The following is a 23,328-nucleotide window of genomic DNA, read 5'->3' on the forward strand; positions in this document are numbered from 1 at the left end:
ATATTTTGTGGGGATTGCTACACAAATATCTGTTGCAATATTTGGTGTACATCATCTTGGGCGCGCATATTCTAGGCGCGTTGAAACATCATTTTGTCGACAAGCACAAGGAAGCCTTCAAGCGGATTGTGGGATAGGTCAAGCTGCCCACAAGCATGCAGGATGATGGGATGCTAACGTCCGCTATCCATAGTTGGTGCTTAAAAGCGGTCAGACCGCTACCCACCCATAATCAGTCATTTGGCAGTTTCCTGATTGAGCACTAAAAGTAGACCAGCCGCTAGCGACCCACTTGCGGACGTTCCAGTTAAGTAGGATTTGTTCCTGATGGTAATAGAATATCGCTTCATATTTGCGTCACTCTTATTGCTTAATTCAGGCTGTGATAAAGTGGAAGCCGAGCCGCCGTCTTCCACGGACAACGTGCTTTCAACCGCTATCGAGGCGCAGGTGATTGCGACGCATCCCGAAGTTGAACTTGATCGCTACGCACGCTTCTATTTCCACGAAAACGAAGATTACGTCATAGGGACCTATTTGTTTGCGAACGAAGCCTCTGAACCGCTTGAAGGACGGGCCGGTGAGACATATTGGGTCGCGCCGTCTGATGTTCCGATGGTAATGGACGGCGGTTGCTCGGTCTTCAACGTCCGTTACCATCTCCTGACCGAAACACTTGTATCTGCTTTCTGCAATGGGGATGCCTGATGAAACCTCCGTTTCCCAAAACCGCGGAAACCTACCCAAACCCGACCCACCGGCGACCCAGCTTGATTGACAGGCGAGAGCAACGCTGGCGCCCTGAATGTTGCTGTGCCTTGCGATGGCTGGATCTTCTCTGAGCCGAACCACTGGGTTTTGGGAATTAGAGCGCCGGAATCTGGCGGATATCTGCCAACCTGGCGAAAATTCATCCAGGCGCCGCTCAAATTTGTAGCGTTACCAAATGGCGCCGGATATATCGCTCGAATGCTCGAATCTATTGCTGTCTTTACCGGGGCTTACGCCCCCCAGATCGGGCTGATCCTGCTCTTGGCTGTTTTCACGGCATTCGTCATGGAACGGCGGCCGCCCGTTGTTATCGCGGTGCTGGGCGGTCTAGCCATGATGGTGCTCGGTTTTCTTCCTGTGCGGGAACTTCTCGGCGTTTTCGGCAATTCTGCACCCGTAACCATCGCTGCGATGTTCATCTTGTCAGGCGCCCTGCTGCGAACTGGCGCGTTGGAAGAGATTTTGGGCTGGATCATCCGGCGCACGGCACGCAAACCGAAGCTGGCGGTCGCAGAAATCACTGCCGGGACATTAATTGCCTCGGCTTTCATGAACAACACGCCGGTCGTGATCGTTATGATTCCAATAGTTCAGCGCCTCGCACGGGTGCTCGGTGTGGCAGCGACAAAGCTCTTGATCCCGCTTTCCTACATATCGATTCTGGGCGGGACGCTGACACTGATCGGCACCTCGACCAACCTGCTGGTTGACGGCGTGGCCCAGGAACAGGGGCTTGCACCATTTGGTATCTTCGAGATCACCGGGGTTGGGCTGGTTACCGCAGCCGCCGGGCTCCTGCTGCTTGCCGTTACCGCCCGCTTCCTGCTACCCGACCGACCTGCTCATGCCATCGACGAACAGGGGGAGAGCGACAGTTATCTCTCTCATCTCACGCTCGCTGCAACAAGTCCGCTGATCGGCCGGAAGCTTGTTGGAACAACCTTTTACCGAAGGCCAGGAATTCGGGTTCTGGGTATGCAGCGCGGCAAGACAATCGTGCGGAAAAGTTTCAAGAACTGGGTGCTCAAAGCGGGCGACCAATTGATTGTCGCCGCCAGTCCGACAGAACTCGCGTCGCTCGCAGAAGCCGCTGACTTCCGCACCGGGCTTACAGGAGTAGGCGGCGGTGTCTCTACGGCCGGACCATCGAGACCTGCCGACCTGCGGATGGTTGAAGCGGTAATATCGCCTTCTCACCCGATCATCGGACGCAGGCTGGCAGAAATCCCGCTACTCTCCCGTCTCAAGGTGCGCGTCCTCGGCCTTTCGCGACCGCGACATCTGGCCGGTCCGAACCTCGCCGATGTGCGGGTGCGCGCGGGCGACCGACTGCTGATCGCCGCAGGCAGCGATGCGGCGCAAAGCCTGCAATCCAACGTAGGCCTGACCGACGTAAGCGAAGCGCCCGTGCGCGGATTCCGGCGTGTGCGGGCACCCATCGCCATTGCCACACTGGCGGGCGTGGTCATCCTTGCGGCAACGGCGGGTTTCCCTATCGAGGGGCTCGCTCTCGCCGGGGTCGGCGTCGTGTTGCTTACCCGGTGTATCGAGCCGGAGGAAGCCTGGGGAACGATCGACGGCAGTACCCTGGTCCTGATCTTCGGTATGCTGGCCTTCGGCAAAGGGCTGGAGAATGCCGGCACGGTAGATCTGATCGTCCAGACGCTGGAACCCTTCATGGTTCGGCTTTCTCCATTGGTGCTGCTACTTGCCGTTTACGCGATCACCAGTGTGCTAACCGAAACTGTTACAAACAATGCTGTGGCTGTGATCATGACCCCCATTGCAATCGGCCTTGCTCAAGTAATTGGTATCGACCCGAGGCAGCTCGTCGTCGCCGTAATGTTCGGAGCCAGTGCCAGCTTCGCGACACCCATCGGTTATCAAACCAACACGCTGGTTTATGGCGCAGCCAATTACCGCTTCATGGACTTCGTGAAGATTGGTCTGCCAATGAACTTTTTCGTCGGTATCGCAAGCTGTTTGGCCATAAGCATATTGATTTGATTTGCCTGACCAGTCGCACAGGAGGCCGTTGAATGGCCGTATTCTAACGACCGCTTCGCTACCCTGGCGCCGAAATATCTGTCGTTCCGCAAACCACCCAATAGCGGAAATTCCCACCCTGATACCACCCATCAGCGACACCGCTTGATTAAACTCCCCCAGGTCGTTTAAAGGCGCTCAATTGTCATCGCTTTGTAATATGGCGCTCAGGCCGCTAAGTGACTGGCATTTTATCGCTATTGGGATTTCTTTACGCATGGACATGAAAGTTGCAGATACAGGCGCGCACGCGAAATTCGCGCTGATTGGTCCGGAAGAGGAATTCGATCCGCGGATCACCGCGCATCGCGGCGATCTTGCCGATATCGCGCTGGCCGGCAAGCTGTTCGCACCGCATTATGCCGCGCCGATGCCGATGCGCTGTTCCGCGCCCAAGGCGATGCTCCGCAGGCAGGGTGGCAAGGATCATGAAGCGGTCTCCGAATTGCTGCACGGCGAGGATTTCCATGTGCTGGATATCGCCGGAGACTGGGCCTGGGGCTATTGCGGCCATGACCGCTATGTCGGCTATGTCCCGGTCCATGCGCTGCAGCATCAGAAAAAGACGCCGGAGCCGACCCATGTGGTCTGTGCCCGGGCGGCGTTTATATTCATCGAGCCGGATTTCAAATCGGGGGTGATGAAGCGGCTGCCGATGGGCGCGCGGATTGCCTGTGGCGAGATCAGCGCCTGCGGCTATTTTCTGAAGACCGGCAAGGGCTTTGTCCATGTCCGCCACGTGCAGCCGATCGGCACCAAGGTGGTGTTTGACGGCAGCAACGGCACGGCGGCGCTGGCCGAACAATTGATCGGCGCGCCCTATCTCTGGGGTGGCCGGAGCGGCGACGGGCTGGATTGTTCCGGTCTGGTCCAGATGATCCTGATGTTGACCGGCGTTGCGGCGCCGCGCGACAGCGATCAGCAGCTGTTGGCGCTGGGCGAGGAGATTGCCGACGGCGAGGAGCTGCGGCGCGGCGATCTGGTGTTCTTCCCCAACCATGTCGGCCTGATGATCGACAAGGACCGGATCGTTCATGCCAATTCATTCATGATGCAGGTTTCGATCGAATCCCTGGCGGACGTCGTGGCGCGTTTTGCCGCCGATAGCGAACAGCCGGTACTGGCGCGCAAACGGCTGTCCTGAGGCTGGCCATGACGCAGACTGTTTTCATCGATGGCGCGGTCGGTACGACCGGACTGGAGATTGCCGAACGGCTTGCCGGGCGTGGCGAATTTTCGCTGATCGAGCTGCCCGAGGCGCAGCGCAAGGATCTGGCGGCGCGGCGCGGCGCGATTAACGACAGCGATTTTGTTATCCTCTGCCTGCCCGACGATGCGGCGATCGAAGCGGTGGCGCTGATCGACAATGACCGCACGCGTGTCATCGATGCCTCAACCGCGCACCGGGTGGCGGACGGCTGGGCCTATGGTTTTGCCGAATTTCGCGAGGGCCAGCGCGATGCGATCGCCGGGGCGCGTTTCGTGTCCAATCCGGGCTGCTATCCGACCGGCTTTCTGGCGCTGGTCGCGCCCTTGATCGCGCGCGGGCTGTTGCCGGCGGACTGGCCCTATGTGATGAATGCGGTGTCCGGCTATTCCGGTGGCGGCAAGGCGCTGATCGAGCGTTTCGCGGCGGAGCCCGATCTGGGTTTTCGCAGCTATGGGCTGAATCTCGACCACAAGCATATGCCGGAGATGAAGGTCCATGGCGGGCTGATCCATGATGTCATTTTCGCGCCGTCGGTGATCCGCGCCTTTCGCGGGATGCTGGTCGAGGTGCCGCTGCATCTGGGAGCCATGGGCGGAATGCAGGCAGAGCGGCTGCTGGCGGAGCTGAGCGGCTTCTATGCCGGATCACCGATTGTTTCGGTGCAGAGCGGTTCCGGATTGCAGGAGCTGCTGATCAGCGAAGGCGATGCCCCGACCGACCGGCTGGAGCTGTTCGTCTGCGACAATGCCGGCGGCTATCATGCCCGGCTGATCGCGCGGCTGGACAATCTCGGCAAGGGTGCGTCGGGCGCGGCGGTCCAGAATCTCAATATCATGGCCGGGCTGGACGAAACCGCAGGGCTGCGGCTCTAAAAGCTTTGCTTATGCGCTGATTATTCGGCGGTTGTGACTGCCTTGTCGGGGCGGAGGCTGCTGAAGGCCCGTCCGCTGCGGAAGGCGCCAAGCCATGTCAGCGGATTGAGCGTGGTCGTGCCATCGAGCGAGAAGGTGATGAACTCCGCCCGTCCGCCGATATTCTCCCAGGGGATGGAACCGCCAAGGCCAAGCGGACTGGCCACCCGGCTGTCTGCGCTGAGATCGCGGTTGTCGCCGAGCAGGAAATATTCCCCTTCTGGTATTTCGAGCAGAGCCATGTCATCGGTATATTGCGGGCCGAGATCGATGATATCGTAGCTGACGCCGTTGGGCAGGGTTTCGCGCAGGATCGGCAGGCTGCAGACCGGATTGCCGTTCGCGTCCGTGCCCCGTGCGCCGGGAAATTCATTTGTGCCGCATGGCGAATTGGCGTCGATCGGTATTTGCAGGTCCGGTTGCACATCCTGACTGACCGCAATGCCGTTGAGGAATAGCTGGCCGCCGCGCAATTCGATCGTGTCGCCGGGCATGCCGATCACCCGCTTGATATAGTCGCTGCTCTGGTCGCGGGGCGTCAGGATCACGACATCGCCGCGTTCCGGCATGGCGCCAAACAGTCGGCCCGACACGCGCGGCACGATGTGGAAGGTGGGTGACACCCAGGACCAGCCATAGGCATATTTGCTGACGATCAGCCGGTCACCGACGAGCAGGCCGGGCATCATCGATACCGATGGAATGTAAAAGGGCTTGGCAACCAGACTGTGGAAGGCGAGCACGGCGAGCAACAGCAAGGCGATGCTCTTGGCCTCGCCGATCCAGTCGGTCTTTTCCTTGTCTTCGCTGGACTTGCGGTCGGCGGTATTTTCTAATGCCATATTTTTATCTTCGGTGTCCTGGTCCATGCGATGCGCGTGTTCTAAAGCGGATGGGCTTCAATGATCACGAAAGCCTGCGCCCATGGATGATCGTCGGTGAGTGTGAGATGAACAAAGGTCTCATATCCTGCCGGAGTCAGCGCGTCGAGGCGTTTTTTCGCGCCGCCGGTGAGAGCCAGGGTGGGCGCGCCGCTCTTCGCATTGATGACGCCGATATCCTTCATGAAGACACCGGCGCGAAAGCCGGTGCCGACGGCTTTGGCGTAAGCTTCCTTGGCGGCAAAGCGCTTGGCATAGGTGCCGGCGATGGTGAAGGGACGGCGGCGGGCCTTGGCGCGTTCCAGCTCGGTGAAGACACGCATCTCGAAACGCTCGCCAAAGCGGTCGAGCGAATTCTGGATCCGCTCGATATTGCAGAGGTCTGAGCCGAGGCCGATGATCATTTCTAAATTAATCCCCAACCGATGTTGATGGCCACAACCACTGGAAAGACAGCGAGTGACTGAGAAAGTTGCCGGATCTCGCAACGATTGTCATGACTCGTTCGCGATTCTGAAGCGAGGAGTAATAATCTACCGCTAACAATAAGCGGAACTACACAGAAAAGCATGAAAAGTAGCAGGTTGTGCCACCATGGACGTAGCTCCCAAGCGAATCCGATAACGGACATTATGCCTAGGGAGTATATCAAAAGTAGGGCAAACATACCAAATGCCAAGATCCATAGAGTTTTGTTGATCGTTCGACGAGATATTGGAGTTTGTTCCATCACCGGGCGTTATCCATCAGGGCGCTCAACAGGCGGTTCCTGCGGTAGCAACTGCTGAAAATCGTTCCGCCGATCAGAAAGTCGGAGCCGAGGCCTATGATCATCGCGTGTTCATTTCAGATCAATACCGTATAGAAAAGCACGACCGACAATATAGAAATTGAGAGAACGGTCAGTGCGGCAATCGTCGAACCTCGGATGAAAAAGGCAAAAGACGTAATCGCCAGGATGCAACAAACCACGAATGGTCCGAAAATTCGCAATTGCGCCAGTGAAGGTGCTTGGTCAATGGTCTGGGATCCGGAATAGTTAATCCCCATGGTCACGCGGACAAACGCACTGGGAATTAGCAATCCATACCAAACGGACATCGCAATCAATGGCCAAAAAGGTCGCTTGGCCTTGATCATCGCGCATCATCCATCAGCGCGCGCATCTGGCGGATGCTCTCGTCGAGGCCGCTGAAAATTGCCTCGCCGATCAGGAAATGGCCGATGTTCAGTTCCTTCAGCTGCGGGATTGCGGCGATCGGGACGACATTGTCGAAGGTCAGCCCGTGCCCGGCATGGGGTTCGATGCCGTTTTTCGCTGCCAGGGCAGCGGCATCGGCGATCCGGCGCAGCTCGGCTTCGCGCTCGCTACCGCTGACGTCGGCATAATGGCCGGTGTGAAACTCGACGACCGGCGCGCCGAGCCGGATCGCGGCCTCGATCTGGCGCGGGTCGGGTTCGATGAACAGGCTGACCCGGATATTTGCTTCTTTCAGCTGGCCGACAAAATCAGCCAGCCTGTTGTGCATGCCCGCCGCATCCAGCCCGCCTTCCGTGGTCCGCTCTGCCCGATTTTCCGGCACGATGCAGGCGGCATGCGGCTTGTGGCGAAGGGCGATCTTCAGCATCTCGTCGGTTGCCGCCATTTCCAGGTTCAGCGGGATGGTCAGACTGTCGATCAGGATGGTCAAATCATCATCGCGAATATGACGCCGGTCTTCGCGCAAATGGGCGGTAATCCCGTCGGCACCGGCTTCGGCCGCCATCAGCGCCGCACGCACCGGTTGCGGATGATCGCCGCCCCGGGCGTTGCGGATCGTGGCGACATGGTCGATATTGACGCCGAGCCGGAGGGGATGCGAAATGTTCACGCCGCCGGCATTTTGGCGCGGCTGCCGGGCTTGGAAGCAGGGGTGGCAGCCAGTTCGGGGGGGAGATCATCGGCGGCATAAGAGGGCACATCCAGCGTCACCAGCGGGAAGAAGGGCACGTCAAATTGCGCTGCACCATTCGACCGGTCGATCAATGCGCCGGCGGCAATGACCTTGCCCCCTGCATCGCGGATCGCTTCAATCGCTTCGCGCGAGGACAGGCCGGTGGTCACCACATCTTCCATCATCAATACTTTCTGGCCGGGCTCCAGCCGAAAACCGCGGCGCAGTTCAAACGTGCCTTCGGGCCGCTCGAGAAACAAGGCATCGAGACCGAGCGCTCGCCCCATTTCATGACCGATAATCACGCCGCCCATCGCCGGCGAGACGACGATATCAATCGAGCGGCGGATATTCCGGGGGATTTTGTCGGCCAGGGCCGCAGCCATCTTTGCGGCTCGTGCCGGATTCATCAGCAGCCGTGCGCATTGCAGATATTTTCCGCTGTGGCGGCCGGAAGAGAGGATGAAATGGCCTTCGAGCAAGGCGTCGCTGCTACGGAATTCGGCTAAAATTTCTGCGTCTGTCACTATGTCATCCCGCGCTGTTTGGCTTCCGTTTGCCCAAATGGCCATATTGCCGCCGCATTGCCAGAAAAATTAAAGCCAAAAAACTGAAAAAATATCTATTCGGTAGCTTGAGGCTTGCGGCAACCATGCCTATAAGCCGCCCAAATCGGACTAATTCAGGTCGGGCTCGCTGATTCCATTTGTTGAGCCAACGCCGGAAAACTACCGAAACTTGGGGTAAGATAGGGTTGAGCAATTTATGACTCATTTTGTTAAAGTTTGGATTTTGGCTATCGGCCTGATTCTGACGCCGACTGCTTTGTCGGCCCAGGACGCTTTGCCTGCGGCACCGGATGTGGAACTTGCGACCCCTGCTGGTGATCCGCTGGCACCGGCTGGTGCCGAAGCCGGGGCAGCGGCAACCAGCGAGGCCGCACCGAGTGGACTTGATCCTGCGCTCTATACCCCGATGAAGCCGACACCGGGCATCGGTATGCCGGTCGATGGCGGCATCGATTTCCAGCAACAGTTCAGCGAAACCGGCCAAACCGCGCACTGGATCAACAATGCGATCCTGGTGCCGATGATGTTTGGCGTCAGCTTGCTGGTGCTGTTCCTGCTGTTCTGGGTGGTCTATCGTTTCCGCCGTGGTGCCAATCCCGAACCTTCGAAAACTACGCATAATACATTCATCGAAATTATCTGGACAGTGGTCCCGGTATTGATCCTTGTGGTCATCGCGGTACCGTCGATCAGCCTGCTGGCGCAGCAGTTCGAGCCGGCTCCGGAAGATGCGCTGACCGTGAAGGTCACCGGATATCAGTGGTATTGGGGCTATAGCTATCCCGACAATGGCGACTTCGAAGTGATTTCCAACATGCTGACGCAAGAAGAAGCCGAAGCACGCGGCGAACCCTTTCTGCTGGCCGCCGACAACCGCATGGTCATTCCCGTCGGCAAGCCGGTCAAGCTGCTGATCACCGCAGCGGACGTCATCCACAGCTTCGCCATTCCTTCGGCATGGTTCAAGCTTGATGCGGTACCGGGGCGGATCAATGAAAAGGTCCTGCAGATCGACCGCGAGGGCGTATATTATGGTCAATGTTCGGAGCTGTGCGGCGCGCGCCACGGCTTCATGCCGATCACGGTCGAGGTTCTTTCCGAAGAAAAATTCAACGATTGGGTTCGTGCCAATGGCGGAACGCCGCAAGGCCAGGCGGCATTGAATGAAGTCAGCGCCGAAGGTCGTGGTGCAGAAGAAGAAACCTCGACCGTGGTAGCGCCGGAAATGGTGCCTGCAAATTCCAACGGATCGGCCGCACCGGCTGCTCCTGCGCCAGTTACGCAATAAGGGTTAGAGCAATGACAACAATCACAGCAGATGGCCATATCGATGATCACGCGCATGATGCGGATCACAAGCCAGCCTTTTTCCAGCGCTGGTTCATGTCGACCAACCACAAGGATATCGGCACCCTCTATCTGATTTTCGCAATTGTTGCGGGCATCATTGGCGGTGCCATTTCCGGTTTGATGCGTCTCGAACTGGCCGAGCCGGGCATCCAATATCTGCAGGCGTGGGCGAGCATTTCCAACGGTGGCGAAGCGTCGCTGGATCAGGCTTATCATTTGTGGAATGTGCTGATCACGGCGCACGGCCTGATCATGGTCTTCTTCATGGTCATGCCGGCAATGATCGGTGGTTTTGGCAACTGGTTCGTACCGCTGATGATCGGCGCGCCGGACATGGCCTTCCCGCGGATGAACAATGTCAGCTTCTGGCTGCTGGTCCCTGCCTTTCTGTTGCTTCTCGGATCTTCTTTCGTTCCCGGCGGCACCGGCAATGGTGCCGGTACCGGCTGGACGGTCTACGCGCCGCTAGCGACGAGTGGATCGGTGGGTCCGGCAGTGGACATGGCGATTCTCTCGCTTCACCTCGCCGGTGCTTCCTCGATTCTCGGGGCAATCAACTTCATCACAACCATCTTCAACATGCGTGCGCCAGGCATGACCCTGCACAAAATGCCCTTGTTCGTCTGGTCGGTGCTGGTCACGGCATTCCTGTTGCTGCTGGCGCTGCCCGTGCTTGCTGCGGCAATCACGATGCTGCTGACCGACCGGAATTTCGGCACGGCTTTCTTTGATGCCGCTGGTGGTGGTGATCCGGTGCTCTATCAGCATCTGTTCTGGTTCTTCGGCCATCCCGAAGTCTATATCATGATCCTGCCCGGTTTCGGCATGATCAGCCATATCGTGGCGACGTTCAGCCGCAAGCCGGTCTTCGGTTCTCTGGGCATGGCTTATGCCATGGTGGCCATTGGCGTGGTCGGCTTTGTGGTCTGGGCGCACCATATGTTCACCACCGGCATGTCGGTTAACGTGAAAATGTATTTCACTGCGGCGACGATGGTGATTGCGGTGCCGACCGGCATCAAGATCTTCTCCTGGATCGCGACAATGTGGGGCGGATCGATGTCGTTCAAGACACCGATGATGTGGGCGCTTGGTTTCATCTTCATGTTCACCGTCGGCGGTGTGACCGGCGTCGTGCTGGCCAACGGCGGCATTGATGACAATCTCCATGACACTTATTATGTGGTCGCTCACTTCCATTATGTGCTGTCGCTGGGTGCGGTCTTCTCGATCTTTGCCGGCTTCTATTACTGGTTCCCGAAAATGTCGGGCCGGATGTACAACGAATTGCTGGGACAGCTCCATTTCTGGATCTTCTTCATCGGTGTGAACATCCTGTTCTTCCCGCAGCATTTCCTCGGACAGCAGGGCATGCCACGTCGCTATGCCGACTATCCCGAGCAATTTGCCTTCTGGAATCAGATCAGTTCGCTCGGCTATGCCGTGATGCTGGTCGGTGTGCTGATCTTCTTCGTCAACATCGGCTACTCGCTGCTGGCTGGCCGGAAGGCGGAAGGCAATTATTGGGGCGAAGGTGCCACGACGCTGGAATGGACCCTGTCCAGCCCGCCGCCGTTCCACCAGTTCGAAACGCTGCCCCAGATCAAATGATCTGAAGACCAGTCGAAAGCTTGGAAAAAAACATGACCACGGCGTCACAAACGATACAGGGCTTGGCCAGTGCAAGGGATCTCTTTGCGCTGACCAAGCCGCGCGTGATGTCGCTGGTCATCTTCACCGCGCTGTGCGGTTTGCTGGCGGCACCGGGATCGATTCACCCGGTTATCGGCTTTACCGCGATCCTCGCGATCAGCCTGGGGGCAGGGGCTTCGGCTGCGCTCAATCAATGGTATGAATCCGATATCGACGCGGTCATGAAGCGGACCAGCCAAAGACCGTTGCCGGCTGGCCGGATGGACCGGGAAACGGCGCTGCATTTCGGTATCGGACTGTCGGTATTTTCCGTTCTGCTGATGGGCGTGGCGGTCAACTGGTTCAGCGCGATATTTCTGGCTTTCGCGATCTTTTTCTATGCCGTCGTCTATACCATCTGGCTGAAGCGCAGCACGCCGCAGAATATCGTGATTGGCGGAGCCGCGGGTGCGTTCCCGCCGGCGATTGGCTGGGCGGCAGTGACCGGCGATGTAACCATGATGCCGCTGTTGCTGTTCGCGATCATCTTTTTCTGGACACCACCGCATTTCTGGGCGCTCGCCCTGTTCGTCAACAGCGACTATTCCAAAGCCGGTGTGCCGATGATGCCGGTCGTTGCCGGTCAACGGTCAACCCGTAACCAGATCTTCGGCTATAGTCTGGTGCTGGCGGCGGTGGCCATCGCTCCGTTCGCTCTTGGCCTGGCTGGCGTGATCTATGGCATCGCCGCAGTCATGCTGAGCGCGATTTTCTGTACGCTGTCCTGGCAGGTTGCCCGCAGCACAACCGTCGAGCCGCGGGAGATGGCGGCAGAGAAACGGCTGTTCAAATTTTCCATCCTGTATCTGTTTGCGCTGTTCGCGGCGCTCGTGGCTGACCGGGGCATATTGGCATGAGCGAAATTGACAGCAACAAGGCGCCGATGAGCCCGGAAGAGCAGAAAGCCTATCAGGCCCGGCAAAAGCAGCGGGCGGTGATCATGGCCGGCTTGCTGATTTTCATGGTGGTGCTTTTCTATCTGATTACGATCGTCAAGATCGGGACTGGAAACGGATGACATTTGCAAACACCACACTTTCCCGCAAGAAACGTCGCAGCGCCACGTTGGCAGCGCTGATGGGGCTGGGCATGCTCGGGCTGGGCTTTGCCGCTGTCCCACTGTACGAGGTATTCTGCCGCGTGACCGGCTATGGCGGCACCACGCAGCGGGTGGGCGAGGCGCAGGCGGCTACGGTCCGGAGCACCACACAGGTGATGTCGATCCGTTTCGATTCCAATGTCAATTCGACGCTGCCCTGGTCGTTCAAGCCGGAGCAGGCGGTTGACCGGGTCACCGTCGGGGCTCGTGACATGGCGATTTTCCTGGCGACCAATGATTCCGACCAGCCGGTGGTCGGGACCGCGACATTCAACGTGACACCGCTTTTGGCCGGCAAATATTTCAACAAGGTGCAATGTTTCTGCTTCAGCGAGCAATTGCTCAAGCCGGGACAGACGATGCGGATGCCGGTGCTTTATTATGTCGATCCGGCGATTCTGGATGATCCGGAAACGAGAGATATCAAGGAAATCACGCTCAGCTATACCTTTTATCGTTCCCTGGACGAGCAGGCGCTGGACGCCGATGCAGGCGATAGCTAAGAGAAATTTGAGACAAGGTTAGGGAAATATTATGGCCGGTGCCAAAAATCATGATTATCATATATTGCCGCCCGATATCTGGCCGCTGGTTGGCTCGTTTTCCGCGTTCATCATGGCCATCGGCGGCATCCGCTGGATGCACGACATGGCTTTTGGCGGCCTGATTTTCTTTGCCGGTGCTGCCGCTATTGGCCTGACCTTCTTTGCCTGGTGGGCGAAAGTGATCAAGGAAGCCCATGCCGGCGACCATACGCCGGTGGTCCAGCTCCACCTGCGCTACGGCATGATCCTGTTCATTGCCTCGGAAGTGATGTTCTTCGTTGGCTGGTTCTGGGCCTGGTTCGATTTCTCGCTATTCCCCCAGCCGCTTGAACTGGTTGATGGCGTTGTCACCAATTATATTGGTCAGGAAGGTGCTGCGGCGTTGCTGCAATGGCCACCCAAGGGTATCGAAGTGCTCAACGCCTTTGAATTGCCGTTGCTCAACACGATGATCCTGCTGTGTTCCGGTACAACCGTGACCTGGGCTCACCATTCCCTGATCCACGGTGATCGCAAGGGCCTGATCACCGGCCTGTGGCTGACGGTCATTCTGGGCGTACTTTTCTCGGCGATCCAGGCCTATGAATATAGCGTTGCGCCTTTCCCGTTCGCTGGCCTCAACTATAGTTCGGCTTTCTACATGGCGACCGGTTTCCACGGTTTCCACGTTCTGGTCGGCACGATCTTCCTGATCGTCTGTCTGGCACGGGCCTATAAGGGGCATTTCACCCCGCAACAGCATTTTGGTTTTGAAGCGGCCGCCTGGTACTGGCATTTTGTCGATGTCGTCTGGCTGTTCCTGTTCATCGTCATCTATGTCTGGGGCGGCTGGGGCGCTCCGGTTCACTAGGCTATCGCGTTGCACCAAACCGAAAATAAAAAAGGGCAGCCGGATGTACTTCCCGCTGCCCTTTTTGGCCTTTGCCCTGCGTGCGGGCACAAGACGCTCTTTGCCAATCTGACGCGCTTCTCGGATAAATGCCGGGCCTGCGGCCTCGACTATGGCCGATATAATGTCGGGGATGGCCCGGCGGCCTTTCTGACGCTGATCGTCGGCGCTATCATCCTCGGCCTGGCTTTGGCGGTCGAGGCGAATTTCCAGCCGCCGATGTGGGTTCATATCCTGCTGTGGGTGCCGCTGACCGTGGCTGCGGTGGTCGGGTCGCTGCGGCTGTCGAAAGCTTTGTTGCTGATCCTGGAGCATCGCAACCAGGCGCGTGAAGGCAGTATCGACGAAAGCGACGGCCGATGATCAAGCGACTACCAGTCTTTGTCACCATTCTGGTTCTGGCCGCGGTGGCGATCATGGTCGCTCTGGGCGTCTGGCAATTGCAGCGCGCGGAATGGAAGAACAGTCTGCTGTCTACATATGCCGCAGCGTCGGATATGCCAGCCATCGCTTATCCTGCCGTGCCCAATCCGGACGATGCGCCCTATTTTCGCAAATCCAGCGTCAATTGTCTGGAAGTGGTCGGCTGGCGCTCGACCAGCGGGCGCAGCGCCAGCGGGCAATCGGGCTGGGCGCATATCGCGCAATGCCGGACCGCAGGCGCTGAAGGACCGGGCGCGCAAGTCGTCGCTGGCTGGTCGGAGCGACCGGATGATCCGGAGTGGACGGGCGGGATTGTCGATGGCATCATTGCGCCGGACAGCCAGAATGTCATTCGCCTGGTCGCCAGTGAGCCGGTCGCCGGGCTGCAGAAAAGCCAGCCGCCCGCACTCGAGGATGTGCCCAACAACCATCTGTCCTATGCGGTACAGTGGTTCCTCTTCGCCGGCATCGCGCTGGTCATTTTCCTGCTGGCTGCGCGCGGTCGCAACAAGGGCGTTGCTCCATCCGGCAACTTGTCCTAACCCGCTCGCCATCATGGATTATATCTCGACCAGAGGCGCAGCGGCGCCATTGAATTTCGAACAAGTGACGCTGGCCGGACTGGCTGGTGATGGCGGGCTTTATGTGCCCGAATCCTGGCCGTCGTTCAGTTCTGCGGAGATTGCCGCCATGGCCGGCCTCTCCTACGTGGAAATTGCCGTCCGGGTGATGCAGCCGTTCATCGGTGACGCGCTGGATGAAGCGGAATTGCGGGAGCTGTGCCAGCAGGCTTATGGCCGCTTTGCCCATGCTGCGGTGACGCCGCTGGTCCAGCTCGACGGGCGTCAATGGCTGCTGGAACTGTTCCACGGGCCGACCCTCGCGTTCAAGGATGTGGCGCTGCAACTGCTCGGCCTGCTGTTCGAGAAATTTCTGGCCCGGCAGGACAAGCATCTGACAGTGGTGGGAGCGACTTCGGGTGATACCGGTTCGGCGGCGATCGATGCGCTGGCGGGGCGGGACAAGGTCGATATCTTCATGCTCCATCCCGATAGCCGGATTTCCGATGTCCAGCGCCGGCAGATGACCACCGTGCGCGCGCGCAACGTCTATAATATCGCGATCGATGGCAGTTTCGATGACGCCCAGGCGATGGTGAAGCGGATGTTTGCCGACCGGGAAGTGACCGATCGCTTTGCGATCTCGGCGGTCAATTCGATAAACTGGGCGCGGCTGATGGCGCAGATCGTCTATTATTTCTATGCCGCCAGCCGATTGGGTGCGCCGCATCGCAAGATTGCCTTTTCCGTGCCAACCGGCAATTTCGGCGATGTCTTTGCCGGCTATGTTGCCGCGCGCATGGGGCTGCCGATCGAGCGGCTGATCGTGGCGACCAATGTCAATGACATATTGCACCGGGCGCTGAGCGCCGGCGACTATTCGACCGGAACCGTGACTGCGACCGCAGCGCCTTCGATGGACATTCAGGTGAGCAGCAATTTCGAACGCTTGCTGTTTGATCTGGAAGGCCGCGATGGCGGGAAAACCGCTGCGCGGATGACCGCCTTTGAACAGAGCAATAATATGCTGCTCGAGCCCGGCATGCGGGAAACCGCGGCAGCCATTTTCAAAAGTCATCGGGTCGATCCGAACGAAATGGCGCTGGCGATGCGTTGGGCGCAGGACAAGACGGGTCATGTGATTGATCCGCATAGCGCCATCGGTCTGTCGGCGGCGCAACACGCCGATCTTGATCCGGCGGTTCCGGTGGTGACGCTGGCAACCGCCCATCCGGCAAAATTCCCGGATGCGGTGGAACGGGCGACCGGGATTCGTCCAGCCTTGCCGCGCCGGGTGGGGAATCTGTTCGACCGAGAAGAAAAATATACCAGGCTGCCGGGCGAATATGATGCCGTGAAGGCCTTCATCCTGGCCAATGCCACGCCGTCCGATGGCTGAATCCCTGCCGACCCCGATCGTGATGATCAGCGATCCGCGCAGCGACTATGCGCTGGTCGATAGCGGCCATGGCCGGAAGCTTGAGCGCTACGGCACATTCCATTTCATCCGCCCCGAACCGCAAGCGATGTGGACGCCGTTCCGCGATGACTGGCAAGCGGATGGCGAGTTCATTCCCGCGTCCGACGAGGATGGCGGCGGTCGATGGCATCTCCAGGACCATGTGCCGGAAGAGGGATGGCAGATGGACTGGGAAGAGGTCAGCTTCACGGCGCAATGCACCCCCTTTCGTCATCTCGCCTATTTCCCTGACATGGATCCGGTGTGGCGCTGGTTCCGGACCAATTTGCAGGATGTCGAATCGCCACAGATGATGAATCTGTTTGGCTATACCGGGGTCGGGACGCTGGCGCTGTCGGCGGCCGGGGCCAGTCTTGTGCATGTCGATGCCTCGAAGAAATCGGTAACCGCAGCCCGCGACAATGCCGCTCTGTCCGGCATGACCGACCGGTCGATCCGCTGGATTATCGACGATGCCGCGAAATTTGCCGCACGGGAAGTCCGGCGCGACCGGCGCTATGACGCGATCCTGATGGATCCGCCCAAATATGGCCGCGGACCGGACGGAGAAATCTGGCGGCTGGAGGAAGATCTGGCCGGGCTGGTCGAAAATTGCGGCAAGCTACTGGATGCCGACAGCCGCTGCCTGTTCCTGACCGTCTATGCCGTGCGCATGTCGGCGCTTGCTCTGGGCGCATTGCTGAACGAAAAGCTGGCCCATCTGGGCGGCACGATCGAGGTGGGTGAACTGGCGGTTCGCGAAGAGGCGCGGGGGCTGCTGTTACCGACTGCGATTTTTGCGCGCTGGTCGGCCTGACTTGCCATTTAACCCGAACATGGTCAGAGATTATCCATGACAGATACATTGCTACTGGAAGTCAACAATCTCGATGTTGACGTGCTCACCGGGATCTATTCCGAAGAGACACATTTGCCGCAACCCTTGCGAATCTCAATCGCGGCGGAGATGAAGGTTCAGCGACGCTATGAGGCGGACACCCCGCTGGATCATTCGAAAAATTACATGGACCTCAAACATGCAGCGACCGAAGCACTGCCCGAGGGCGTGCATTTCAAGCTGATCGAGGCCGTCGCCGACCATATCATCGAGACGCTGTTCTTGCAGGACGAGAATGTGCTCAGGGTCACGGTGAAGATCGTCAAGCTGCTGATTTCCGAAAAAGGAGAGCAGATCGGCATTACGCTCAGCCGGGGCAGACGATGACCGCACCGCTCGCGCTGGTCACCGGCGGTGTCAAGCGGGTGGGCGCGGCCATTGCGGCGCGATTGGCTGAAGCGGGATATATGCTGGCGCTGCACGGCAATAGCGATGCCGTTCCCGAGACGCAGCTCGCTGAAAAGCTGAAGGAAACGGGCTGCGAATGGTCCGGGTTCCAGCAGGATTTTCTTGTCGAAGGCGCCGCCGAAATATTGATCGACCAGGTTGTGGGCCATTTTGGCCGGGTCCCCGATCTGATCGTCAATAGCGCATCAATTTTCGGTCAGGATGATGCCTGTTCGCTTGAAGAAAGGGATCTGCAGGAGCATTTCCGGATCAACAGCCTGGTACCGATCCTGCTGACCACCGCCCTTCATCATCGGCGACCAGCCGGGAGCGACCGGGCCTGCGTCATCCATATATTGGACCAGCGGATCCGCAATCCCAATCGCGACCAGCTGAGCTATACGCTGTCGAAACAGGCGCTGGCGGGATCGGTGCGTTCGCTGGCGGTGGCCTGCGCCGACAAGCTCCGCGTCAACGGGGTAGCGCCGGGTCTGACCCTGACCGCCGGGGAATATGGCGAAGACCAGCTGGCCAATATCACGGGAATGATGCCGCTCGGCCGCCTCCCGGAGCCGGGCGATATTGCCGACGCGACAATATATCTGGCCCGCGCCAAAGCCGTCACCGGGCAGATCATCTTTGTCGATGGAGGCGCCAACCTGAAGGGCTTCGATCGCGATTTTGTTCATCTTGCCAAGGGTGACCGACCGGATACGCCCGAAGGGACAGGTTGAAACTGGCGGAAAAACAGTTTAGTTGCTGACTATCGGAAGTTTGGTCGTCGTTGCGGCTGGACAAGATATACCTGCAATTTTGAAAGGCTTACCATGCGTATTTCCCCCAAAATGATCTTGACGACTACCGCAGCCCTTGCTCTCGCAGCATGCTCGACCGAAGCGCCGGAAGCTCCAGTTGAAGAAGGCGGTGCCGATGCCATGATGGATTCGGCCGCAACTGCCGAACCCGGCACGATTGTCGATGTCGCCGTTGGCAATGCCGATTTTTCGACGCTCGTGACCGCTGTCACCGCTGCTGATCTTGGCGCCACGCTGAGCGGCGACGGTCCCTTTACCGTCTTTGCTCCAACCAATGCCGCTTTTGACAAGGTCGACCAGGAAACGCTGAGCGCGCTGCTGACTCCGGAAATGAAGGACGATCTGACCGGATTGCTAACCTATCATGTCGTTGCCGGTGAAATGAAGGCCGCGGATGTGATCAAGGCGATCACCGATGGCGGCGGCACCGCGACTTTGACCACTGTGCAGGGCGGAACGCTGACAGCGACCCTGGATGGCGATTCCGTCATTCTTGAAGATGCGAATGGCGGCAAATCCACCGTCATAATGACCGATGTAGAGGCATCCAACGGAGTCATTCACGCAATTGATACGGTTGTCATGCCTGGCTAGTTTTCATCCCCCGAACTAGGATGATCAGGAAAGGGCTTCGCCGACAGGCGGGGCCCTTTTTTTTGCAACTTTTGTGGGTTTACTTTTCCCTGCAGCCCGGAGTAGCTCGCGCCATCGAATTTCATCATCGTGTGACCGCAAAATGCGGCGGACGGATTGATCTCAGGAAAGGAAATTCATGTTTAACGCCCCCAAGATTATTTTTGCATCGACCCTGTTGGCAATGGTGCCGGCCTGTTCGTCTGAATTGAATGAAGAGGAACAGGAAATACTCGATGCGCGGATCGCCGAAGACACCAAGCCCACCAATATGATCGCCGTTCTGCAAGCCAATCCCGATCTCAGCACCGCTGGCATTTTGCTCGGCCTGTCGGGTGTTGGGGCTGAATTGCAAGACAAAGGTCCGGTGACCGCATTTGCCGCAACCAATGATGCGTTCAACAAAATGGATGCGACGCGGTTGAGCGAGCTGCTGTCGGCGGACAATAAGGAAGAGCTGAAGAGCATCGCCGAATATGGTCTGGTGGAAGGCAATATGACCGCTGCGGATATCGCCAAAGCTATTACCGATGGCGGTGGCAGCGCGAGCCTCACCACCGAGCAAGGCGGCGTGATCAAGGCGACCATGGACGGTGACAGGATCGTTCTCGAGAATGCGGCCGGCAACAAGGCGAATGTGACCCAAGCGGATGTGACCTCCAGCAACGGCACGCTGCACGTCGTCGACAATCTGTTGATGCCGGAATAAGTCCGCAAACCGATAGACAGGAAGGCCCCGCTCAGTTGCGGGGCCTTTTTTTGTGGGTGAGACAATATTGTCCGACTTTGAAATTTGTATCTGCCGTTGGTCCTGAGCCTGTCGAAGGACGCCTCTGGATGAGAAGCGTGGTTCGACAAGGTCACCACTAACGGTTAGAAGCTCTGCGTTGCCGGTTAGAAACGAGCATCGAGATCAATGTAGGAGCCCGACATGCCGCAATATTGGCTGATGAAATCCGAGCCGGAAAGCTATGGCTGGGACGACCTGGTCGCCGAGGATGAAGGCACATGGGACGGGGTCAAGAACGCGCAGGCGTCGAACAACATGAAAGCCATGCAAAGGGGCGACCAGATTTTCTTCTATCACTCGCGTACGGGGCTGGACGTGGTCGGCATCATGGAGGTTTCGGAAGAGCATAGTCCCGATGTCACCACCGATCCGGAGCGATGGGTGGTGGTCAAGGTGAAGCCGGTTCGGAAACTGGACAAGCCGGTATCGCTGAAGGCGATGAAGCAGAATCCGAAGCTGAAGGATCTGGCGATTCTGCGTCAGACGCGGCTTTCGGCGGCGCCAGTGACTGAGAGCGAATGGCATGCGATATTGGCGATGGCGGGCGAATGACCGTCGCGGATCAGGCAATGGACTGGCAGAAAATACTGGCATCGATAGAGGCGGCCGTATCGCCGCACATCGGTTCGGGCAAGGTCGCCAATTATATTCCGGCGCTGGCCTGTGTTGATCCCCGGAAATTCGGTATCGCGGTTGCGCTGCCAGACGGTTCGATGCAGATATTGGGCGATGCCGACGAAAGCTTTTCCGTCCAGAGCATATCGAAAGTCTTCACACTCGCCTTGACGCTGCAAAGGGTTGGAGAAGATCTATGGGAAGCGGTCGGGCGCGAACCCTCCGGTTCTTCCTTCAATTCCATTGTCCAGCTGGAGGCAGAGGCCGGCATTCCGCGCAATCCGCTGATCAATGCCGGCGCCATTGCCACCACCGACCGGCTGGTTGCGTCCTATGGTGGCGGTCAGGCCGGCGCGCACGAAGCAATGGAAGACCTGCTGATCACCGCGCGGCGTCTGGCACAGGACGAGAATATCGCGATTGACTATGAGGTGGCGGAATCGGAATCACGATCGGGATCGCGCAACCGGGCGCTGGCGCATTTCATGGCCAGTTTCGGCAATATGAAAAATCCGGTAGAGGACAGTCTGTCCGCTTATTTCCGCCATTGCTCGATCGCCATATCCTGTAGGCAACTGGCCCGCGCGGCGCTGTTTCTGGCGTTTGACGGCTGCGACCCGGTGACCGGTGAACAGGTTGTATCGAAAGAGCGCTGCCAGCGAATCCTCGCGATCCTGATGATGAGCGGCCATTATGACAATAGCGGCGAATTTGCCTACCGCATTGGCCTGCCGGGCAAAAGCGGCGTCGGTGGCGGGATTCTGGTGGTCGCCCCGGAGCATGGGACGATAGCGGTCTGGTCGCCCGGCCTCAATCAGGCGGGAACATCGATGGTCGGCAGCATCGCGCTGGAAGAACTGGTGCAGCAGACGGGCTGGTCGGTGTTTGTATGAGCGGTAGGCTTCCAGTGGCAGGCGCGCAAAGTTGCTGAAGAGCCGTTTGGCTATGTTCGGGTCATTGTTGAATTGCTCAATCATGTTTTGAGCATATTGCGATCATCAAGATCATTGGACCGGCAGAAATCGGTTATTTTTCTCGCAACCCGCTCACCGTCGCTCCCGCCGCCGTAAGAAACTCGACATCGGTTTTAAGGTGGAGCAAGCGCAGACCCTTGCGCTGCATGGCTTCCGTCAACGCCGGTGCAAATTCTTCGGTGCTTTCCACCGTTGCGCTCCAGCCACCATAGGCTCTGGCAAGCGCAGCGAAGTCGGGGTTCCGGAGCGATGTTGCCGACAGGCGCGCCGGATATTCGCGCTCCTGGTGCAGTCTGATGGTACCGAAACTGCCATTGTCGATTACCAGCACCAGCAGGTTGGCATCATATTGAATGGCGGTGGCCAGTTCCTGGCCGTTCATCATGAAATCTCCATCGCCTGCCAGTGCAACCACGGTGCGATTCGGGAAACGCAGGGCAGCGGCGATCGACGCCGGGACACCATAGCCCATCGCGCCGGAGGTCGGAGCGAGCTGGCTAGGGAAAGCGCCATATTTCCAGTAGCGGTGCCACCAGCCGGAAAAATTGCCGGCGCCGTTGCAGATGATCGCATCGGCGGGCAACTGGTCCTGCATTGCCGCAACGCAGAAGCCAAGATCGAGTTTTGCGGTCGTTGGCTGCGGCGCCGACCAGTCGAGATAGTCCCGATGCGCCGCCTTGCCCGCGTCGAAAGTCAGCAGATCATCCTCCCACAATGCGACCTGTTCGGCAAATTCGTCCATCTCGGCGCAGATTGGTAGATCGATGCGGTAGACATGGTTGAGCTCGTCGGGATCGGGATGGACATGGACCAATATCTGGTCGGGATGGTCGGGGGTGATCAGCGTATAGCCATCGGTGGTTGCCTCGCCGAGCCGCGCGCCAACCGCCAGTACCAGATCGGCATCCTTGATCCGCTGGGTCAGTTTCGGATTGGGCCCATAGCCGAGATTGCCGGCATAGACCGGACTTTCGTTCGGAAAATTATCCTGCCGCCGGAAGGCGACTGCCACCGGAAGGCCGATGCGCTCGGCATATTGGGCGAAATAATGCCTCGCCTTGGCACTCCATCCGGCGCCGCCAACGATCGCCACAGGGTTGGTGGCGTCGCGCAACATGTCGGTCAGCGTGGTCATCGCATCGGGGCAGAGTGGTTGCGCCGGGGCGATGACTTTCGGCCGGTCGAGCGCCTCGACCTGATCGCGCAGCATATCCTCGGGCAGGGCAAGCACGACCGGACCGGGGCGTCCCGAACTGGCGGTATCGAAGGCGCGCGCAATATATTCCGGAATCCGCGCGGCATTGTCGATCCGCGCTGCCCATTTCGCCAAGGGCGTGAACATGGCGGTGAAATCGACTTCCTGAAAGCCTTCCCGGTCGCGGTCATCGCGGGCTACGTCGCCGATGAACAGGATCATCGGGGTGCTGTCCTGCATCGCCGTATGGACACCGATGCTGGCATTGGTTGCGCCGGGACCGCGGGTGACAAAGGCGATGCCGGGCGCGCCGGTCATCTTGCCATCGGCTTCAGCCATAAAGGCGGCGCTGCCATCCTGACGCGTGGACACGGTCTGGATGGTGCCGCAGTCGTGCAGCGCGTCGAGCACCGAGAGAAAGCTCTCGCCGGGGACGGTGAAGATGCGCTCGGTGCCCTGGATCACCAGTTGATCGACGAGAATTTGTGCCCCGGTGCGTTTTTTCATGTCCATGTTCTTTCAATCCTGCCGCGTATGCGGGAGCGTTATTCGGGCTTCAAATATCATCTCATAGATATCACGCGAAGCCGCGAAGGCACGAAGAATATTCGTCTTGTCCAACCTCTTTGCGCCTTCGCGGCTTCGCGCGAAAAACAAACAATATCTTCAGCTTGCGCGGAAT

Annotated in this window: 26 protein-coding genes; 20 read left to right on the forward strand and 6 right to left on the reverse strand. The window is 58.5% G+C overall.

What is annotated here, in order from left to right; all coding sequences use genetic code 11:
- Window positions 1–327 precede the first annotated feature (327 nt).
- The 4 genes from ACEW8J_RS14150 (at window position 328) to argC (ending at window position 4,899) form a co-directional block, all read left to right on the forward strand.
- The gene (locus tag ACEW8J_RS14150; protein WP_373492288.1) at window positions 328–708 is read left to right on the forward strand and encodes a hypothetical protein; all 381 of its coding nucleotides are present in this window, start codon (window positions 328–330) and stop codon (window positions 706–708) included.
- Between the two features lie 261 nt (window positions 709–969).
- Window positions 970–2,778, forward strand: coding sequence for an SLC13 family permease (locus ACEW8J_RS14155; protein WP_373492289.1), 1,809 nt, complete (start codon window positions 970–972; stop codon window positions 2,776–2,778).
- Between the two features lie 256 nt (window positions 2,779–3,034).
- The gene (locus ACEW8J_RS14160) at window positions 3,035–3,961 is read left to right on the forward strand and encodes an NlpC/P60 family protein (RefSeq protein ID WP_373492290.1); all 927 of its coding nucleotides are present in this window, start codon (window positions 3,035–3,037) and stop codon (window positions 3,959–3,961) included.
- Between the two features lie 8 nt (window positions 3,962–3,969).
- Window positions 3,970–4,899, forward strand: coding sequence for an N-acetyl-gamma-glutamyl-phosphate reductase (gene argC, locus ACEW8J_RS14165; protein ID WP_373492291.1), 930 nt, complete (start codon window positions 3,970–3,972; stop codon window positions 4,897–4,899).
- 20 nt (window positions 4,900–4,919) lie between these two features.
- Here the strand turns inward: argC and lepB are convergent, their stop codons facing one another.
- The 5 genes from lepB to pyrE form a co-directional block, all read right to left on the reverse strand.
- Window positions 4,920–5,780 carry a signal peptidase I gene (gene lepB / locus ACEW8J_RS14170; protein ID WP_373492292.1) on the reverse strand — a complete coding sequence of 287 codons (861 nt, stop codon included), beginning with the start codon at window positions 5,778–5,780 and terminating at the stop codon, window positions 4,920–4,922.
- A gap of 41 nt (window positions 5,781–5,821) precedes the next feature.
- A complete protein-coding gene (gene acpS / locus ACEW8J_RS14175; RefSeq protein ID WP_373492293.1) occupies window positions 5,822–6,223 on the reverse strand; it encodes a holo-ACP synthase in 402 nt (133 codons plus the stop codon).
- Between the two features lie 442 nt (window positions 6,224–6,665).
- Window positions 6,666–6,959, reverse strand: a complete 294-nt coding sequence (locus ACEW8J_RS14180) for a hypothetical protein (protein ID WP_373492294.1) — start codon at window positions 6,957–6,959, stop codon at window positions 6,666–6,668.
- The gene (locus ACEW8J_RS14185) at window positions 6,956–7,684 is read right to left on the reverse strand and encodes a pyridoxine 5'-phosphate synthase (protein ID WP_373492317.1); all 729 of its coding nucleotides are present in this window, start codon (window positions 7,682–7,684) and stop codon (window positions 6,956–6,958) included. The genes ACEW8J_RS14180 and ACEW8J_RS14185 overlap by 4 nt, the downstream gene beginning before the upstream one ends.
- Window positions 7,685–7,686: 2 nt before the next feature.
- Window positions 7,687–8,280: an orotate phosphoribosyltransferase gene (gene pyrE / locus ACEW8J_RS14190; RefSeq protein WP_373492295.1), complete on the reverse strand. Its 594-nt coding sequence runs from the start codon at window positions 8,278–8,280 to the stop codon at window positions 7,687–7,689.
- 238 nt (window positions 8,281–8,518) lie between these two features.
- Between pyrE and coxB the strand changes: the two genes are divergently transcribed.
- The 16 genes from coxB (at window position 8,519) to ACEW8J_RS14270 (ending at window position 21,370) form a co-directional block, all read left to right on the forward strand.
- A complete protein-coding gene (gene coxB, locus ACEW8J_RS14195) occupies window positions 8,519–9,610 on the forward strand; it encodes a cytochrome c oxidase subunit II (protein ID WP_373492296.1) in 1,092 nt (363 codons plus the stop codon).
- An 11-nt stretch (window positions 9,611–9,621) separates the two neighbouring features.
- Window positions 9,622–11,283: a cytochrome c oxidase subunit I gene (gene ctaD, locus ACEW8J_RS14200; RefSeq protein WP_373492297.1), complete on the forward strand. Its 1,662-nt coding sequence runs from the start codon at window positions 9,622–9,624 to the stop codon at window positions 11,281–11,283.
- Window positions 11,284–11,315: 32 nt separating this feature from the next.
- Window positions 11,316–12,221: a heme o synthase gene (locus ACEW8J_RS14205; RefSeq protein ID WP_373492298.1), complete on the forward strand. Its 906-nt coding sequence runs from the start codon at window positions 11,316–11,318 to the stop codon at window positions 12,219–12,221.
- Window positions 12,218–12,382 (forward strand): hypothetical protein, encoded by a 165-nt coding sequence (locus ACEW8J_RS14210; RefSeq protein ID WP_373492299.1) that lies wholly within the window; start codon window positions 12,218–12,220, stop codon window positions 12,380–12,382. Before ACEW8J_RS14205 ends, ACEW8J_RS14210 begins: the two co-directional genes overlap by 4 nt.
- Window positions 12,379–12,966 (forward strand): cytochrome c oxidase assembly protein, encoded by a 588-nt coding sequence (locus tag ACEW8J_RS14215; RefSeq protein WP_373492300.1) that lies wholly within the window; start codon window positions 12,379–12,381, stop codon window positions 12,964–12,966. The genes ACEW8J_RS14210 and ACEW8J_RS14215 overlap by 4 nt, the downstream gene beginning before the upstream one ends.
- 31 nt (window positions 12,967–12,997) lie before the next feature.
- Window positions 12,998–13,858, forward strand: coding sequence for a cytochrome c oxidase subunit 3 (locus ACEW8J_RS14220; RefSeq protein ID WP_373492301.1), 861 nt, complete (start codon window positions 12,998–13,000; stop codon window positions 13,856–13,858).
- Between the two features lie 3 nt (window positions 13,859–13,861).
- Window positions 13,862–14,260, forward strand: coding sequence for a DUF983 domain-containing protein (locus ACEW8J_RS14225; RefSeq protein WP_373492318.1), 399 nt, complete (start codon window positions 13,862–13,864; stop codon window positions 14,258–14,260).
- Window positions 14,257–14,862 carry an SURF1 family protein gene (locus ACEW8J_RS14230; RefSeq protein WP_373492302.1) on the forward strand — a complete coding sequence of 202 codons (606 nt, stop codon included), beginning with the start codon at window positions 14,257–14,259 and terminating at the stop codon, window positions 14,860–14,862. Before ACEW8J_RS14225 ends, ACEW8J_RS14230 begins: the two co-directional genes overlap by 4 nt.
- A gap of 13 nt (window positions 14,863–14,875) precedes the next feature.
- Window positions 14,876–16,279 carry a threonine synthase gene (gene thrC, locus ACEW8J_RS14235; protein WP_373492303.1) on the forward strand — a complete coding sequence of 468 codons (1,404 nt, stop codon included), beginning with the start codon at window positions 14,876–14,878 and terminating at the stop codon, window positions 16,277–16,279.
- On the forward strand, window positions 16,272–17,156 hold the full coding sequence (locus tag ACEW8J_RS14240; protein ID WP_373492304.1) for a class I SAM-dependent methyltransferase: 885 nt from the start codon (window positions 16,272–16,274) through the stop codon (window positions 17,154–17,156). The genes thrC and ACEW8J_RS14240 overlap by 8 nt, the downstream gene beginning before the upstream one ends.
- Window positions 17,157–17,192: 36 nt before the next feature.
- The gene (locus ACEW8J_RS14245) at window positions 17,193–17,564 is read left to right on the forward strand and encodes a dihydroneopterin aldolase (protein ID WP_373492305.1); all 372 of its coding nucleotides are present in this window, start codon (window positions 17,193–17,195) and stop codon (window positions 17,562–17,564) included.
- Window positions 17,561–18,358, forward strand: a complete 798-nt coding sequence (locus tag ACEW8J_RS14250) for an SDR family oxidoreductase (RefSeq protein WP_373492306.1) — start codon at window positions 17,561–17,563, stop codon at window positions 18,356–18,358. Before ACEW8J_RS14245 ends, ACEW8J_RS14250 begins: the two co-directional genes overlap by 4 nt.
- A gap of 93 nt (window positions 18,359–18,451) precedes the next feature.
- Complete coding sequence (locus ACEW8J_RS14255; protein WP_373492307.1) at window positions 18,452–19,033, forward strand: fasciclin domain-containing protein; 582 nt, start codon at window positions 18,452–18,454, stop codon at window positions 19,031–19,033.
- A gap of 178 nt (window positions 19,034–19,211) precedes the next feature.
- Entirely contained in the window at window positions 19,212–19,781 is a 570-nt protein-coding gene (locus tag ACEW8J_RS14260; protein ID WP_373492308.1) for a fasciclin domain-containing protein, read from the forward strand.
- Window positions 19,782–20,003: 222 nt separating this feature from the next.
- Complete coding sequence (locus ACEW8J_RS14265; protein WP_373492309.1) at window positions 20,004–20,414, forward strand: EVE domain-containing protein; 411 nt, start codon at window positions 20,004–20,006, stop codon at window positions 20,412–20,414.
- Window positions 20,411–21,370 (forward strand): glutaminase, encoded by a 960-nt coding sequence (locus tag ACEW8J_RS14270; protein ID WP_373492310.1) that lies wholly within the window; start codon window positions 20,411–20,413, stop codon window positions 21,368–21,370. The genes ACEW8J_RS14265 and ACEW8J_RS14270 overlap by 4 nt, the downstream gene beginning before the upstream one ends.
- Before the next feature lie 133 nt (window positions 21,371–21,503).
- On the opposite strand, the gene ACEW8J_RS14275 is transcribed toward ACEW8J_RS14270, so the two are convergent.
- Window positions 21,504–23,159 (reverse strand): thiamine pyrophosphate-binding protein, encoded by a 1,656-nt coding sequence (locus tag ACEW8J_RS14275; protein ID WP_373492311.1) that lies wholly within the window; start codon window positions 23,157–23,159, stop codon window positions 21,504–21,506.
- Between the last annotated feature and the right edge of the window lie 169 nt (window positions 23,160–23,328).

It is taken from the genome of Parasphingorhabdus sp. (assembly GCF_041748495.1).
Lineage (GTDB): Bacteria > Pseudomonadota > Alphaproteobacteria > Sphingomonadales > Sphingomonadaceae > Parasphingorhabdus.

Coding starts and splice junctions, on each gene's coding strand:
- ACEW8J_RS14150 (WP_373492288.1), top strand. CDS start 328: ATGGTAATAGAATATCGCTTCATATTTGCGTCACTCTTATTGCTTAAT.
- ACEW8J_RS14155 (WP_373492289.1), top strand. CDS start 970: ATGCTCGAATCTATTGCTGTCTTTACCGGGGCTTACGCCCCCCAGATC.
- ACEW8J_RS14160 (WP_373492290.1), top strand. CDS start 3,035: ATGGACATGAAAGTTGCAGATACAGGCGCGCACGCGAAATTCGCGCTG.
- argC (WP_373492291.1), top strand. CDS start 3,970: ATGACGCAGACTGTTTTCATCGATGGCGCGGTCGGTACGACCGGACTG.
- lepB (WP_373492292.1), bottom strand. CDS start 5,780: ATGGCATTAGAAAATACCGCCGACCGCAAGTCCAGCGAAGACAAGGAA.
- acpS (WP_373492293.1), bottom strand. CDS start 6,223: ATGATCATCGGCCTCGGCTCAGACCTCTGCAATATCGAGCGGATCCAG.
- ACEW8J_RS14180 (WP_373492294.1), bottom strand. CDS start 6,959: ATGATCAAGGCCAAGCGACCTTTTTGGCCATTGATTGCGATGTCCGTT.
- coxB (WP_373492296.1), top strand. CDS start 8,519: ATGACTCATTTTGTTAAAGTTTGGATTTTGGCTATCGGCCTGATTCTG.
- ctaD (WP_373492297.1), top strand. CDS start 9,622: ATGACAACAATCACAGCAGATGGCCATATCGATGATCACGCGCATGAT.
- ACEW8J_RS14205 (WP_373492298.1), top strand. CDS start 11,316: ATGACCACGGCGTCACAAACGATACAGGGCTTGGCCAGTGCAAGGGAT.
- ACEW8J_RS14210 (WP_373492299.1), top strand. CDS start 12,218: ATGAGCGAAATTGACAGCAACAAGGCGCCGATGAGCCCGGAAGAGCAG.
- ACEW8J_RS14215 (WP_373492300.1), top strand. CDS start 12,379: ATGACATTTGCAAACACCACACTTTCCCGCAAGAAACGTCGCAGCGCC.
- ACEW8J_RS14220 (WP_373492301.1), top strand. CDS start 12,998: ATGGCCGGTGCCAAAAATCATGATTATCATATATTGCCGCCCGATATC.
- ACEW8J_RS14230 (WP_373492302.1), top strand. CDS start 14,257: ATGATCAAGCGACTACCAGTCTTTGTCACCATTCTGGTTCTGGCCGCG.
- thrC (WP_373492303.1), top strand. CDS start 14,876: ATGGATTATATCTCGACCAGAGGCGCAGCGGCGCCATTGAATTTCGAA.
- ACEW8J_RS14240 (WP_373492304.1), top strand. CDS start 16,272: ATGGCTGAATCCCTGCCGACCCCGATCGTGATGATCAGCGATCCGCGC.
- ACEW8J_RS14245 (WP_373492305.1), top strand. CDS start 17,193: ATGACAGATACATTGCTACTGGAAGTCAACAATCTCGATGTTGACGTG.
- ACEW8J_RS14250 (WP_373492306.1), top strand. CDS start 17,561: ATGACCGCACCGCTCGCGCTGGTCACCGGCGGTGTCAAGCGGGTGGGC.
- ACEW8J_RS14255 (WP_373492307.1), top strand. CDS start 18,452: ATGCGTATTTCCCCCAAAATGATCTTGACGACTACCGCAGCCCTTGCT.
- ACEW8J_RS14260 (WP_373492308.1), top strand. CDS start 19,212: ATGTTTAACGCCCCCAAGATTATTTTTGCATCGACCCTGTTGGCAATG.
- ACEW8J_RS14265 (WP_373492309.1), top strand. CDS start 20,004: ATGCCGCAATATTGGCTGATGAAATCCGAGCCGGAAAGCTATGGCTGG.
- ACEW8J_RS14270 (WP_373492310.1), top strand. CDS start 20,411: ATGACCGTCGCGGATCAGGCAATGGACTGGCAGAAAATACTGGCATCG.
- ACEW8J_RS14275 (WP_373492311.1), bottom strand. CDS start 23,159: ATGGACATGAAAAAACGCACCGGGGCACAAATTCTCGTCGATCAACTG.